Source organism: Mesorhizobium sp. M8A.F.Ca.ET.208.01.1.1 (assembly GCF_004791315.1).
Lineage (GTDB): Bacteria > Pseudomonadota > Alphaproteobacteria > Rhizobiales > Rhizobiaceae > Mesorhizobium.
The window spans coordinates 160,754-175,407 of record NZ_SRUT01000006.1 but is presented as its reverse complement, the minus strand read 5'-3'; the positions used below and the strand labels follow the sequence as shown (position 1 = coordinate 175,407).

Annotated in this window: 13 protein-coding genes; 5 read left to right on the top strand and 8 right to left on the bottom strand. The window is 64.3% G+C overall.

The annotated features are described in order from the left end of the window. The first annotated feature begins 3 nt into the window (after window positions 1–3). The 4 genes from EN851_RS24840 to EN851_RS24825 all read left to right on the top strand — a co-directional run bounded on the left by EN851_RS24840 (window position 4) and on the right by EN851_RS24825 (window position 4,683). The gene (locus EN851_RS24840; protein ID WP_127275234.1) at window positions 4–774 is read left to right on the top strand and encodes an L-iditol 2-dehydrogenase; all 771 of its coding nucleotides are present in this window, start codon (window positions 4–6) and stop codon (window positions 772–774) included. A gap of 148 nt (window positions 775–922) precedes the next feature. Continuing rightward, the gene (locus EN851_RS24835; RefSeq protein WP_135917085.1) at window positions 923–2,401 is read left to right on the top strand and encodes a mannitol dehydrogenase family protein; all 1,479 of its coding nucleotides are present in this window, start codon (window positions 923–925) and stop codon (window positions 2,399–2,401) included. Between the two features lie 15 nt (window positions 2,402–2,416). Continuing rightward, on the top strand, window positions 2,417–3,100 hold the full coding sequence (locus tag EN851_RS24830; RefSeq protein WP_135862634.1) for an HAD-IA family hydrolase: 684 nt from the start codon (window positions 2,417–2,419) through the stop codon (window positions 3,098–3,100). Further along, entirely contained in the window at window positions 3,097–4,683 is a 1,587-nt protein-coding gene (locus EN851_RS24825) for an FGGY-family carbohydrate kinase (RefSeq protein ID WP_135862633.1), read from the top strand. The genes EN851_RS24830 and EN851_RS24825 overlap by 4 nt, the downstream gene beginning before the upstream one ends. 7 nt (window positions 4,684–4,690) lie before the next feature. Here EN851_RS24825 and ugpC read toward each other — a convergent pair whose 3' ends face one another. The 6 genes from ugpC to EN851_RS24795 form a co-directional block, all read right to left on the bottom strand. Beyond that, complete coding sequence (gene ugpC / locus EN851_RS24820) at window positions 4,691–5,776, bottom strand: sn-glycerol-3-phosphate ABC transporter ATP-binding protein UgpC (RefSeq protein WP_127279274.1); 1,086 nt, start codon at window positions 5,774–5,776, stop codon at window positions 4,691–4,693. 2 nt (window positions 5,777–5,778) lie between these two features. Next, entirely contained in the window at window positions 5,779–6,825 is a 1,047-nt protein-coding gene (locus tag EN851_RS24815; protein WP_135930180.1) for an NAD(P)-dependent alcohol dehydrogenase, read from the bottom strand. Window positions 6,826–6,840: 15 nt separating this feature from the next. Continuing rightward, complete coding sequence (locus EN851_RS24810; RefSeq protein WP_135930179.1) at window positions 6,841–7,653, bottom strand: carbohydrate ABC transporter permease; 813 nt, start codon at window positions 7,651–7,653, stop codon at window positions 6,841–6,843. Then, entirely contained in the window at window positions 7,650–8,516 is an 867-nt protein-coding gene (locus tag EN851_RS24805) for a sugar ABC transporter permease (protein WP_135930178.1), read from the bottom strand. The genes EN851_RS24810 and EN851_RS24805 overlap by 4 nt, the downstream gene beginning before the upstream one ends. Before the next feature lie 145 nt (window positions 8,517–8,661). After that, on the bottom strand, window positions 8,662–9,933 hold the full coding sequence (locus EN851_RS24800) for an extracellular solute-binding protein (RefSeq protein WP_135917084.1): 1,272 nt from the start codon (window positions 9,931–9,933) through the stop codon (window positions 8,662–8,664). A gap of 242 nt (window positions 9,934–10,175) precedes the next feature. Continuing rightward, window positions 10,176–11,093, bottom strand: a complete 918-nt coding sequence (locus tag EN851_RS24795; protein ID WP_135930177.1) for an AraC family transcriptional regulator — start codon at window positions 11,091–11,093, stop codon at window positions 10,176–10,178. Between the two features lie 243 nt (window positions 11,094–11,336). Between EN851_RS24795 and EN851_RS24790 the strand changes: the two genes are divergently transcribed. Next, entirely contained in the window at window positions 11,337–12,740 is a 1,404-nt protein-coding gene (locus EN851_RS24790; protein ID WP_135930176.1) for an MATE family efflux transporter, read from the top strand. 29 nt (window positions 12,741–12,769) lie between these two features. Here EN851_RS24790 and EN851_RS24785 read toward each other — a convergent pair whose 3' ends face one another. Both EN851_RS24785 and EN851_RS24780 read right to left on the bottom strand, forming a co-directional pair. Continuing rightward, window positions 12,770–13,351 carry a cupin domain-containing protein gene (locus EN851_RS24785; RefSeq protein WP_135921947.1) on the bottom strand — a complete coding sequence of 194 codons (582 nt, stop codon included), beginning with the start codon at window positions 13,349–13,351 and terminating at the stop codon, window positions 12,770–12,772. A 1-nt stretch (window position 13,352) separates the two neighbouring features. Further along, entirely contained in the window at window positions 13,353–14,609 is a 1,257-nt protein-coding gene (locus EN851_RS24780; protein ID WP_135930175.1) for a cysteine desulfurase-like protein, read from the bottom strand. Window positions 14,610–14,654: the final 45 nt, after the last annotated feature.

Sequence of the window (14,654 nt, the reverse complement as noted above, 5' to 3'; positions counted from 1 at the left end):
GCGGTGAGGCTGACAGGCAAATCGGCGCTGATCACGGGGTCGGCGCGCGGCATCGGCAGAGCCTTCGCCGAAGCCTATGTGCGCGAAGGCGCCACCGTGGCGATTGCCGATATCAACCTCGACGCAGCACGCAAGACCGCGGCTGAAATCGGTGACCACGCCTATGCGCTAAAGCTTGACGTCACCGATCAGGCATCCATCGATGCCGCGGTCAAGGCGGTGGAGAGCAGGACCGGCGGCCTCGATATCCTGATCAACAACGCCGCTCTGTTCGACCTGGCGCCGATCGTGGAGATCTCGAGGGCGAGCTACGAAAAGCTGTTTTCCGTCAATGTCGCCGGCACGCTGTTCATGTTGCAGGCAGCCGCCCGGTCGATGATCGCGCGGGGCAAGGGCGGCAGGATCATCAACATGGCGAGCCAGGCCGGGCGTCGCGGCGAACCGCTGGTCGCGGTCTATTGCGCCACCAAGGCCGCGGTCATCTCGCTGACGCAGTCAGCCGGACTCGACCTGATCAAACACCGCATCAATGTCAACGGCATCGCGCCCGGCGTCGTCGACAGCGACATGTGGGACGAGGTCGATGCCTTGTTCGCCAAATACGAGAACCGGCCGAAAGGCGAAAAGAAACGGCTGGTCGGCGAGGGCGTACCGTACGGCCGCATGGGCAAGCCGGAAGACCTCGCGGGCATGGCCGTGTTCCTCGCCAGCGACGAGGCCGAATACATCGTCGCCCAGACCTACAATGTCGATGGCGGCCAATGGATGAGTTGAGGGGGAAGGCGCTTCTCTCATTTCCTCCAGAGAAGTGCCGAGGGGCGGTGAGGGGCAGCATACTGGAACATCAGGTGCGGCCCCTCATCCTCGCCCTCCCGAAGGAGGCGAAACAGTCGGGCTGCAAATCGGCCAAAGGGTAAAGCAGATGACCGTGAAACTCTCTTCCTCGAGCCTCGCCACGCTTCCGTCCAAGGTCGCAGGTCCGAACTATGACCGGTCGGCGTTGAAAGCCGGCATCGTGCATTTCGGTGTCGGCAATTTCCACCGCTCGCATCAGGCCGTCTATCTCGACGACCTGTTCGGTCAGGGCATCGGCCATGATTGGGCGCTGGTCGGCGCCGGCGTGTTCGACGGCGAGAAGATCGGCCGCGGCAAGCTCGAAGAGCAGGACTGGCTGACCACCGTGGTCGAGCAGGACGAAGGCCACATGAGCGCCCGCGTCACCGGCGCGATGATCGATTTCCTGATGCCGGGCGATGCCGCCGCCATCATCGAGCGGCTGGCCGATCCGGCGATCAGGATCGTATCGCTGACCATCACTGAAGGCGGCTATTTCATCGATCCGGCCTCCGGAGTCTTCAACCCAACTCATCCTGATATTGTCGCCGACGCGCAGCCGGGCGCCTCACCAAAGACCGTGTTCGGCATCATCCTGGCTGGCCTCATGCGCCGCCGTCAGGACGGCATCGTGCCGTTCACCGTCATGTCCTGCGACAACATTCCCCATAACGGCCATGTCACGTCGGACGGTGTGATCGGCCTTGCCCGCCTGATCGACGAGGACCTGGCGAGCTGGGTCAGCGACCACGTCGCCTTCCCGAACGCCATGGTCGATCGGATCACGCCGGCGACCAGCGACCGCGAGCGCAAGATCCTCGCCGACGATTTCGGCCTCGAAGACAATTGGCCGGTGTTCTGCGAGCCATTCCGGCAATGGGTGCTGGAAGACCATTTCACCGATGGCCGCCCGCCGCTGGAAAAGGTCGGCGTGCAGTTCGTCAGGGAGGTCGCCCCTTACGAGCTCATGAAGATTCGCATCCTCAATGGCGGCCACGCCACCATTGCTTATCCGGCTGGGCTGATGGACATCCATTTCGTCCATGAGGCGATGCAGGAGCCGCTGGTGCGCGGCTTCCTCGACAAGCTCGAGCATGACGAGATCATCCCGACCGTGCCGCCCGTGCCGGACACGGTGCTGGAAGACTACTACCAGCTCATCGAGAAGCGCTTCTCCAATCCCAAGATCGGCGACACAGTGCGCCGGCTCTGCCTCGACGGCTCCAACCGCCAGCCGAAATTCATCATCCCGACCATCGCGGACCGGCTGAAGGCGGGCAAAGGCGTTACCGGACTGGCGCTGGAATCGGCGCTGTGGTGCCGCTACTGCTTCGGCACGACGGACAGCGGCGCCGTCATCGAACCCAACGACCCGAGCTGGGATCGGATGCAGGCAACGGCAAAGGCGGCAAAGGCCGCGCCTGCCGCCTGGCTTGCGATGGACGACATCTATGGCGATGTCGGCCGCGCCACCGCCTTCGTCGAGGCCTTCGCCCACGCGCTCAACGTGCTCTGGGCCAATGGCACGCGCGCCACGCTGACGCGCTACATCGCCGGCAAGCTCTGAGAGCCAGCCGGCACCATGACGCCTGAACTGGTCATCTTCGACTGCGACGGCGTGCTGGTCGACAGCGAGGCGCTCTCCGTCTCGGCGCTGCTCGGCATGATCGAACTTGCCGGTGGCAGCATAGGCGAAGACGCCGCCTACGAGCATTTCCTAGGCAAGAGCATGAAGAGCGTGCGCGAGATCCTCGGCCGCGACTTCGGCCTGGAGATCACCGACCGGCATCTCACCGCCCTGCGCGTTGACCTCATGCGAAAGTTCCGCGAGGAGCTGAAGCCGATCGCCGGCGTCAGGGAGATGTTGCCGAAGCTCCGCCTGCCGTATTGCGTTGCCTCTTCCGGTACGCTGGAACGGATTCGTTACGCGCTCGACGTCACCGGTCTGCTCACGCTGATGGAGCCGCATCTGTTCAGCGCCGCCATGGTTGCCAGGGGAAAGCCGGCACCGGACCTTTTTCTCCACGCTGCCGCCAGCATGCGGGCGCGTCCGCGCAACTGCCTGGTCATCGAGGACAGCCCCGCCGGCGTCGCGGCGGCACGCGCGGCCGGCATGCACGTCTTCGCCTTCACCGGCGGCGCGCACGCCGGCAATCCGGGATTGAAAGCGCGGCTTGCGTCGACCGAACCGGACTTTATATTCGCTGACATGCTGCAATTGCCGGATCTGATTGCAGGCCTGGGAGCGAGAGTTAGAGCATCTTGACGAAACAGTTTGTCTGCGCGGTCGATGTCGGCACCGGGAGCGCTCGCGCGGGCATTCTCGACGCCAGTGGCGCCTTGCTCGGCCGTGCCGAGCGGCCGATCGCCATGAATCAGCCGAAGCCCGATCATGCCGAGCATGATTCACGCGACATCTGGTCCGCCGTCTGCACCGCCGTGCGTGCCGCGCGGGAAAAGGCAGGCGTCGCCGCCGAGCATATCGCCGGTATCTCCTTCGATGCCACCTGTTCGCTGGTCGTGCGTGACAGGCAAGGCGGCCAGCTCAGTGTTTCGACCACCGGTGACAAGCGCTGGGACACCATTGTCTGGCTCGACCATCGCGCCATCGCCGAGGCCGACGAATGCACCGCAAGCGGCCACGAGGTGCTGAATTATATCGGCGGCGTCATGTCGCCGGAGATGGCGACGCCGAAGCTGATGTGGCTGAAGCGTAATCTGCCCGGCACGTGGAAAGAAGCCGGCTATTTATTCGACCTGACTGATTACCTGACCTGGCAGGCGACCGGCTCGCTGGCGCGCTCGCAATGCACGCTGACCGCCAAATGGACCTACCTGGCGCACCAGGAAACCGCGTGGCAACGCGATTTCTTCGAACTCGTCGGCCTCGACGATCTTTTTGACCACGGCAATCTGCCGGAGCGGGCCAGCCCGGTGGGTGCCTACATCGGCCCGCTGACGGCGCGGGCAGCGGCAGAACTCGGCCTGACCGAAAACTGCCGCGTCGGCGCAGGCGTTATCGACGCCTATGCCGGCGCGCTTGGCGTGCTCGGCGGCTTCGCCGGCGACGACCAGAATATCGGCCGCCATCTGGCGCTGATCGCCGGTACATCGAGCTGCGTGATGGCCATGTCGCCCGACCCGCAGCCTTTCGCCGGCGTCTGGGGCCCGTACTACGGCGCCGCCCTTCCGAAGCTGTGGCTGTCGGAAGGTGGCCAGTCGGCAACCGGGGCGCTGCTCGACCACATCATCCGCTGGCATGGCGCCGGCGGCGAGCCGAACGCGGCCATGCATGCCAGGATCGCCGCGCGCGTCGCCGAACTGCGCGCCGCCGAGGGTGAGGGCCTTGCCGGCCGGCTGCACGTGCTGCCGGATTTCCATGGCAACCGCTCGCCGCTCGCCGATCCGCACGCGGTCGGCGTCGTCAGCGGTCTGACGCTGGATTCGTCCTTCGACAGCCTGTGCAAGCTCTACTGGCGCACCGCCGTCGGCATTGCGCTCGGCGTGCGCCATGTGCTGGAGGCGCTGAACGAGAATGGCTACCTGATCGACACGCTGCATGTCACCGGCGGCCACACCAAGAACCCGCTCTTGATGGAGCTCTATGCCGACGCCACCGGCTGCACGGTGGTCGAACCGCTGGCCGACGAGGCGGTGCTGCTCGGCACCGGCATGGTCGCCGCGACCGCCGCCGGGCTGTTTCCCGACCTCAACGCCGCCTGCCTTGCCATGCAGCAGGGCGGCAAGAGGCGTGCTGCCAACCCGGCCGCCGGCGCCCGCTTCGATCGCGACTACCGGATCTTCCTGGAGATGCACCGGCAACGCCAGGCGCTTGACGCGATCCGGTAGGCTTTGCCTATTGCTTGCGGAGCGACGCGCCTGATGTCGCGTCGAACAAATGGATGCTTTCTTCCTCGAATGTGTAGCGGACAGGGGCATGCAGCACCGGGCATTCGCGTGCCGGTACCAGTGCGCTGATCTCCTTGCCGCCGGAGCCGAATGTCACCAGAGCGTCATTGCCGTGGAATTCGATGAGATCGGCGGTGCCTTGCAATATGCCGGCGGCGCCGTCACTGCCTGTCTTCAGGTCCGGGGGCCGGATGCCCAGCACGGCGCGATCGCCAGGCTGGAGATGAAAGCCCGCCCCGTCTAACGAAAGCACCGTTCCGGCGCCGGTCAGCGTCCAGCCGTTCGCCGCTCTGCCGACCGTCACCTCGATGAAATTCATGTTCGGCGTGCCGATGAAGCCGGCCACGAACATATTGCCCGGCCGGCCGTAGATCTCCGCCGGCGAGCCGACCTGCTCGATGACGCCATCCTTGAGCAGCACGATACGGTCGGCTAGCGTCATCGCCTCCAGCTGGTCATGGGTGACGTAGACGGTGGTGGTCTTCAGCGACTGGTGCAGCCGCGCGATCTCGACGCGCATATGGTTGCGCAATTTGGCGTCCAGATTGGACAACGGCTCGTCGAACAGGAACACCTTGGGCGTCTTGATCATCGCCCGGGCGATCGCCACGCGCTGCTGCTGGCCGCCGGAGAGCTCGGCCGGCTTGCGGCCGAGATAGGGGTCGAGCCCGAGCGTCCTCGACACCGCTTCGACCCGCTTGCGGATTTCGGGCGCCGGCACCTTCTGGCGCCGCAGCCCGAAGGCGATGTTGTCGAAGATCGTCATATGCGGGTAGAGCGCGTAGTTCTGGAACACCATGGCGATGCCGCGGTCGCCGGGATCGAGGTCGTTGACCACCTTGCCGCCGATCGAGACCTCGCCGCCGCTGATGTCCTCCAGCCCCGCCAGCATCCGGAGCAAGGTCGACTTGCCGCAGCCGGACGGGCCGAGGAAGACGACGAATTCGTGCTCCTCGATCGCCAGGTTGAGGTCGCGGATCACCGTGGTGGCGCCATAGGCCTTGTCGACATGGGAGCAAACGATCGCGGACATGGTCAGTCCTTTTCGCCGGTAAGCAGGATTTGCAGTTTGACGTCCTGGGGGTTGCCTTCGGCCGCCCGTTCGAACGCCTTGATGCTGTCGGCGAAATCATAGGTACCGGTGATCAGCGGCTTGAGATCGACCTTGCCGGAGGCGATGAGTTGCAGCGCGCGGTCGAAGATGTTGGCGTAGCGGAACACCGTCTCGATACGCACTTCCTTCGAGATCGCCGCCGGAACGTTGAGGCTCACCGGTTCGACCGGAAGCCCGACCAACACCACCGCGCCGCCCGGCCGCACGACGTCGAACAGGTCGGCGAAGGCCTTCGGGCTGCCGCTCGCCTCGAAGACGATGTCGGCGCCCCATTTGTCGGTCGCGGCGGCGACGGCATCGACCAGCGACCGCTCGCCGATATTGACCGGCAGGATGCCGGCATATTGCGCGGCGATCTTCAGTTTCGGCGCGGAAAAATCGGAAATCAGCACTTTCGAGCAGCCGCCGGCAAGGGCGGCAAGCGCGATCATGATGCCGATCGGGCCGCAGCCGACGACGACGGCGACATCGCCCGGAACGATGCGGGCACGGCTTGCCGCCTGCATGCCGATGGCGAAGGGCTCGACCATCGCGCCCTCGGCGAAGGAGACATTGTTCGGCAGCCTGTAGGTGAAGGCCGCCGGGTGGACGGCGAAGGGCGCCAGCACGCCATGCACCGGTGGCGTCGCCCAGAAGCGCACGTCGGGATCGACATTGTAGATGCCGAGTTTTGTGGCGCGCGACGACAGGTTGGGCACGCCCGGCTCCATGCAGACGCGGTCGCCGACCTTCAGGCTGGTCACATTGGCGCCGACCTCGACGATGGTGCCCGCCGCCTCGTGGCCGAGCACCATCGGCGCCCGCACGATGTAGCTGCCGATGGCGCCATGCGTGTAATAGTGCACGTCGCTGCCGCAGACGCCGACGGTGTGGATGGCGATCCTGACATCGTCGGGCCCGACATCGAGCGGCAATGCGATCTCGCGCAGCGACAATTCACCTTTTTTCTCAAGCACCAAAGCCCGCATCGGGTCGTCCTCACTTCAACTCTTTTTTTGCCGGAAAACGGAATTCAGGAAACCGCTGAGCACGCCGAGGAACAACAGCGGCGGCAGCGACAGGAGCACGACCGAGGCGTTGAGAATGCCCCACGGTACGTTCATGCCTTGCTGGGACAGTTCGGAGGCGACGATCGGCAAGGTCTTGGCGTTGGAGCTCGACAGCATCAGCGCGATCAGGAATTCGTTCCAGACCAGCACGAAGCTGAAGGCGACCGCGCCGATCAGCGAGCGCGCCGCGACCGGCAGCGCGATCCGCCAGAACACCGCGTAGGCGCCGTAGCCGTCGACGAAGGCGGCTTCCTCGATCTCCTTCGGCACGCCCTGGAAGGCGGGGATCGCGAGCCACATGATGACCGAGGTGGTGAGCAGCGAGTAGGTGACGATCAAAGCCGGCAAAGTGTCGTAGAGCCCGAGCTGCAGCCAGATCACCATCAGCGGGATCGCCACCGCCACCGGCGGCAGGAAGCGCAGCGACAGCACGAAGAACTGGATGTCGCCGGCCCAGCGGTTGGGATAGCGCGCCACCGCGTAAGCCGCGGGCAGGCCGAGCACGACGCCTATCAGCACGGCTGTGCCGCAAGCGACGACCGAATTGTAGAGGCCGGTGATGACGCTGTCGCGGCCAAGGATGTAGCTGATGTTGGCAAGCGTCGGCGTAAACACTAGGCGTGGCACGCGGGTGATGATGTCGACGCTGTTCTTCAGCGAGTTGAGCGCCGTCCACAGCAGCGGGAACACCGCGATGAAGCCGGCGAAGGCCAGGATGGCCTTGGCTATGATGCGGCCGGGCTTCATGCCTGCACCCGCTTCCACAGCATGGTGAAGGTGATGACGGTGGCGATCATCATCAGCACCGCCATGGCCGAGGCATAGGACACCTTGCCGGATTCGATGAAGCCTTGCGAGAAGGCGTACATGTCGAGCGTTTCGGTCGCCACGCCCGGCCCGCCGCGGGTCATCACATAGATCAGGTCGAAGGAGCGCAGCGACTCGATCATCTTGACGAACATCAGGCTGATCAACGGCGCCTTCAGCATCGGCAAGGTCACATAGGCGTGGATCTGCCAGCGTCTGGCATGGTCGAGCCTTGCGGCCTCGATTGGCTGCGGCGGCAAGGTCTCCAACAGCTTCAGCACGATGACGGCGAAGAACAGGCCCCATTGCCAGACATCGACCGAAGCGACGGCGAACAAAGCCGTCGACGGCTTGGACAGCGGGTCGAAGATCAGCCCGCCGGTCAGCAGGCGGTAGGGGTAGGTGGCGATGCCGTAGAGCGGGTGGTAGGCGAACTTCCACACGAAGGCCGCCGAGACGCGCGGCAACAGCACCGGAATGATGAACAGCAGGCAATAGAGGTTCCGCAGGCGCGGCGCGGCGACCTCGAACATCAGCACGCCGAGCCCGATGGCCACCACCATCGTCGCGACGACGGTGACGACCTCCCACTTCACCGATACCCAGACGGCGTTGAGGAAGCGGCGGTCGGAGAACAGGTCGACAAAATTCGAGAACCAGACCCAGGAATAGGCCGTCGAACTCAGCTCGCGGTTCTGCAAGGCGATGATGATCGCGTAGAGCGTCGGCACCATCGACAGGATCAGCAGAATGACCAGCGTCGGCACGACAAAGGTCACCGGCAGGGATGAACGTCGAGGCATTGGTCTCAGGCCTTGCTGTGTCTCGAATGTCCGGCGTGGCGGAACCGGCACGCGGATGTTTCAGGGAAAGGCAGGCCCTCCTGCGACGCACAGGTCCCGGCATTTTCCGGGAATGCTTGGACCGCGCGCCGCAAGAGGGAGGGGGCTATTTCTTCACCAGCTCATTGGCATAGGCCTCGAGCTCGTTGAGGCTGCCCTTGACGTCGGTGCGTGTGCCGGCGATCAGCTCCTCAAGGATAATGCCCCAGCGGTCGCCGAGATCAGGCCAGCGCGGGTCCTGCCAGAAGTTGACAGCCGTCACCTTGCCGGTTTCGGCCAGCGCCTGGCCGAGATCGGCGCCGTAGATATCGGCGAACTCCTTGCTGGACAGGATGCTGGTGCGGTTCAGCTCACCGAACTGGTGGGCGTCGAGCCGGCGCTTCTCGTTTTCCTTCGACGTTGCCCAGGCGATGAACAGGCCGGCGCATTTCTTGGAAGCGTCGTCGGCATTGGCCTTCGCCGCGATGGCGAGGCCATGGCCGTAACCGCCGCCGGGAAGCGGTGAGGGCGGCGGCAGGAAGCCGATCTTGCCGACCACCTGCGAGGTCTTCGGGTCCACCGCCATGCCCGAAAGCGGCGTCGATTCGACGAGGATCGCGACCTGACCCGACAGGAAGGCGCCGGTCGATTCATCCCAGCTGCCGGTCTGCGTGCCGGGAGCGGAATCCTTGAACAGTTTCAGATAGGTCTCGGTCGCCTTGACGGCGGCGTCCGAGTTGAAGGCCGGCTTGTCGCCGTCGAACCATTTGCCGCCATAGGCCTTGAAGAACGGCATCCAGCGCCAGACATTGGCGCCCGAGCCGCGCGCGCCACGTAGCGCGATGCCGTACATGCCCTTGTCGGCGTTGGTCAGTTTCGGCACGTCAGCGATCAGCTCGTCCAGCGTTTTTGGCGGCTGGATGCCGGCGGCCTCCAGCACGTCCTTGCGGTAGACCATCAGGTCGCCGCCGCCGGTCAGCGGCGCGAACCAGACCTTGCCGTCATAGGTGGCAACCTTCTGGCGGCCGGGGTCGAAGTCGGCATAGTCATAATCAGCCGGATAATAATCGGTCAGCGGCACGATCCATTTCGACGAGGCGAACAGCGCCACGTTCGCTTCATCGACATAGTAGACGTTGTAGTTGCCGACCGTGGAGGCGTCCGCGCGCGACTTCGCGCGGCGATCGTTTTCATTGAGATAATCGATCTTGAAGCTCGCGCCGGCAAGCTTCTCGAACTCGGCCTTGGAGTCCTCCAGAAGCGTCAGGCCGTCGCGCGGCTGCGCCAGCACCTTGACCGGTGCCGAGCAGACCGGCGCCTGTGCCAGGGCAATGGTTGAAACGGTAGCGGAAAGCACGAAAGCTGCGCCAAGGCTGGCAGCGAGCCGAACTGGTTTCATGATCTTTTTCTCCTCCAGGAATATTTCGCGGGAAGCGCAGGTCCTCGGGTTACGCGATCCTCACCATCGCCCGAACGACATGCCGCCCATCGCCAAAATGCGCAGTTGCGATGGGCCAAGCTAGAAGCCCCGTTGCAGCAGACCTGTACTTTTATGCATTGTGCAGCGCAAAACCCGGCCTCCCTATGGGGAGCCTGTCACACGAGTATCGATCTGGTCCAAAACGATGATTCAGGAAGCGCTTATGCGCGCATCGCCAGACGCTGTCGCGACAGCTTGCGATAGGATGACGGCGTCATCTTGTGCTTGCGCAGGAAGGCGCGGTTGAAATTGGAGATGTTCATGTAGCCGACCTGGAAACAGATATCGGTGATCGGGACGTCGGTATCGGCCAGAAGCTTGCAGGCCTGCCAGAGCCTGAGCTTGGCAAGATGGTCGCTGAACGAATTGCCGGTGTTCTTCTGGAAGAAGCGCGAGAAAGTGCTTTCACTCATGCCGGCCAGATCGGCCATGTCAGGCAGTTTGAGATCCTCGGCGAAGTGCTGGAATAGATAGGTCAGCGTGCGCTGGATGATATCGAGCGAAGCGGCGTCGAGAACCGGCGAGAAATCCGGCGACGACAACAGCTCGTATTCGTCGGTCCTGGCCAGCAGGTCGACCAGTTCGAGGAACAGGCAGAGGCGGGCGAGCCCCTGCACCGTGCCCATCCGCTCCATGAGCGCGGCGCCTTCAAGCGCGGTTCGGCCGTGGAAGACGATGCCGCGCAGCGACCGCTCCAGGAACGGCTCCAGTTCGCGCAGTTCCGGCAACAATCCCGCCGATCCGCGCAGCCGCTCGGGATCGAATTGCAGCACAATGTCACGGCCCTCGATCAATTCGTCCGGCTGCACCGCGGTGACCCAGTCATGCGGCAGGCCGCCGCCGACGATGGTCAGGTAGCCCGGGCCGAACTCGCCGATATGGTCGCCGACCAGCACGACGCCGGAGGACTTCCTGAGCAGATGGATCTCGTATTCCGGATGAAAATTCCAGACATTGCGCTCCCAGGGATAGTCGTCGAGGCGCCACAGGAAACTGTCGCTCGCCTCGGTGACGATATGCTCGAAGGAAGGCACCGTGCGCGGGATCGCGGCCGGGTTCTTTCTGCGCCTGAACGCCATCCTGCCTCCCACATTCGCCGGTTGCCGATGTCCAATCCGTAGCAGCCCCCGGCCGGCAAGGGAACGAGGCGACGCCTGCCGGGCAAAGCCGCTGGCTCAATCTGTTCACGCGCCTCCTCCCTTGCCTTCATGTCGCATTTCGTTCAATAGACGGCGCAAACGCCGCGAAACCGAAGGTTTTGCCGTTTGCAATGCGGCTTCCGGCTCTTTGCCGATGCGCCGCAACCTTGAAAGAGCAGGACAATGTCCGCGATCGAAGCCGGCGCCCGCGCGCCGGAAAATCTTTGGCGCCAGGAAATCAGGGCGACGCTGGCGCTGGCCTGGCCGATGGTGCTGACCAATCTCGGCCAGACGGCGATGACCGCGACCGACGTCATGATGATGGGGCGCCTCGGTGCCGATACGCTGGCCAGCGGCGCGCTTGGCGCCAACCTCTATTTCATGCCGCTGATCTTCGGCCTCGGCCTGATGCTGGCGACCTCGCCGATGATCGCCACCGAGCTCGGCCGCCGCCGCCATTCGGTGCGCGATCTGCGCCGCACCGTGCGCCAGGGTCTATGGCTGGCGATCCTGATCTCGATCCCGATCTGGCTCGTGCTGTGGCACGGCGAGGCCATCCTGCTGGCGATGGGCCAGGAGCCTGTTCTGGCGCATCAGGCCGGCATCTATTTGCGCTGGCTCGAATGGGCGGTGCTGCCCTTCTACGGCTACATCGTGCTGCGTTCGTTCATCTCGGCGCTCGAGCGGCCGGGCTGGGCGCTGGTCATCGTCTTCGTCGCCGTGGCTTTCAACGTGTTTGCCAACTGGGTGTTCATGTTCGGCAATCTGGGTGTTCCGGCGATGGGCATCGCCGGCTCGGGCCTTGCCACCTCGCTGTCCAGCACGCTGATGTTCGTCGGCATGGCTGTCGTGGTGATGTGGGAGAAGAAGTTCCGGCGCTACCATCTGTTCGGCCGCTTCTGGCGGTCCGACTGGCCGCGCTTCAAGGGCCTGCTGCGGCTCGGCCTGCCGATCGCCGGCATCCTCGCCTTCGAGGTGACGATCTTCAACGCGGCGGCGCTGCTGATGGGCCTGATCGACGCCGATTCGCTGGCCGCGCACGCGATCGCCATCCAGATCGCCTCGATCTCCTTCATGGTCCCGCTCGGCCTCAACCAGGCGGTGACGGTGCGGGTCGGGCTGGCGCATGGCGCCGGCAATCCCGAGGGCGTGTCGCGTGCCGGCTGGACCGCCTTCGTCATCGGCGTTTCGTTCATGGCGCTGATGGGGCTGGTGATGGTGCTTTGGCCGCATCTCCTGATCAGCGCCTTCATCGACCTGGGCAATCCCGCCAATGCCAGGGTGATCGCGCTTGCCGTGTCGTTCCTGGTCTTTGCCGCCCTGTTCCAGGTCTTCGACGGCGCGCAGGCGGTTGCCGCCGGCATGCTGCGCGGCCTGCACGACACCAAGGTGCCGATGATCTATGCCGCGATCGGCTACTGGGGCGTCGGCCTGCCGCTCGGCGTGCTGCTCGCCTTCCATTTCGGCTTCCACGGCGTCGGCATCTGGATCGGCCTGTCATCGGGGCTGGCCGTGGTGGCGGCGCTGCTTCTGGCGCGCTGGCTGCGGCGCGACCGCATCGCGCCGTCGCTGGCGTTCGGACATTGAATCCCGAGGGCCGCCAGGCCTGGCGGCGGTCAGAATGTCGGCGGCGTGTTGACCCAGAGGATACGGACGGTGGTCGAACCGACATTGCGGTAGCCATGGCCGAGTTCGGAGTTGAAGTAGAACGCGTCGCCGGCCTCCAGTGCCACCACGTTCGCCTCGACCAGCAACTCGACAGAACCTTCGAGCACGTAGCCGAATTCCTGTCCCTTATGGCGGATCAACTCGAGGCTGCCGCCGCCGGCCTCGATCACATGGACGTTGATCTGCAACAGATATTCCGGACCGGACGGCACCAATTGCTCGAGTACGACATGGTTGCCCGAACGCCGATGTCCCGTCTCCATGTGTGGACGCTCGTTTTGCCTTAACACGAACACTTCCGAGGCATTGTGCTGCAGCGTGCCGAACATTGCGTTCATATTGATGCCCAGCGCCTGCACAAGCCGGTGCAGGGCCGCCATCGAGGGCGTCGCCAGGTCGTTCTCGATCTTCGACAGATACCCTTCCGTCAGGCCGATGCGGGCGCCGAGCTCCTCCAGACTGAGGCCAAGCACCTGTCTGGCATGGCGCAGCTTGACGCCGATCTTCGGGGTTTCGTTTCTGTCGCGCATCTCAGGTCCGCATCTTCATCCAGTCCGCCAGCTTCGCCAACAGGAAATCGACCTCCGCCTCGGTGTTGTAGTGGGCGAGCCCGATCCGCACGACGCCGTTTCGGTCCGCAAGCCCCAGCCGCCTGATCGGCTCCAAACCGTAATTGTGTCCGTGCCAGAGATAGATGTCTTCTTTTGCCATTGCTTTGGCAATGTCGGCGGGATCGGCCCCGTCGACGGTGATCGACACGGTCGGCACCCGGCGCGCCTGCGCCGCCACATCGGTTATGCCCTGGATGACGACGCCATCGATTCTGGACAGTCCGGCAATCAGCCGTGCTGTCAGGACGCGCTCATAACGGTCGGCGGCTTCAATGCCGGCGACGATGCGCTCACGCCGCGTCGCATGCGGGTGGATATTGCCGAAGGACTGTCCGAGCCAGGCATAATGCTCGACCGCGCCAAGCACTCCAGCAAGCGCCTCGCGGCTGGTCGTCCCCGTCTCGAATTTCCCGGGCGGCGTGTTCGAAGCCGCACGCACCTTATAGGCGGTCAACGCCTGCAGCAGATTCAACCGGCCCCACAACACGCCGTGATGCGGTCCGAAAAACTTGTAGGCCGAGCAAACCAGGAAATCACAGCCAATCGCCTGGACGTCGATCACCCCATGCGGCGCGAACTGCACAGCGTCGACATAGCTCAGCGCCCCAACCGCGCGGGCGCGCCGAGCGATCCGCTTCACGTCGTTGATCGTGCCGGTCACGTTGCTGGCATAACCGACGGCGACAAGCTTGACCTGCTCGTCGATCGTTGTCTCCAGCGTGGACAGGTCGAGTTCGAAGGTTTTCGGATCAAGGTCGATCCAGCGGACTTCAAGCCCGCGGTCCTCCGCCAGCATCAGCCAGGGCGCGACGTTGGCGTCATGATCCATGCGCGTCAGCACGATCGCGTCGCCGGCGTTCAGGTCGCGGCCGATGGCGCGCGAGACGGCGAAAGTCAGGGTCGTCATGTTCTGGCCGAACACCACTTCACGGAGGTCGGCGGCGTTGAAGAAATCGGCCATCGCCTGATGCGCGTCGTCGACCATCGCCTGGGCAGCGAGCGAGGTTTCGAAATAGCCGCCGAGATTGGCGTTGGTCTCGATCATGGCGCGCGTCATGCGCTCGATCGATCGGCCCGCCATCTGGGTCCCCGCCGGATTGTCAAAGAAAATCCGCTTCGTCGGCGCGGCATCTCTCGCCATCGCCGGAAAGGCATCGCGGACTGTGTTTACATCCATGTCTGAATTCCGTGTCTGACTGGTCGTTGTGCGGGGTCCTGCCGC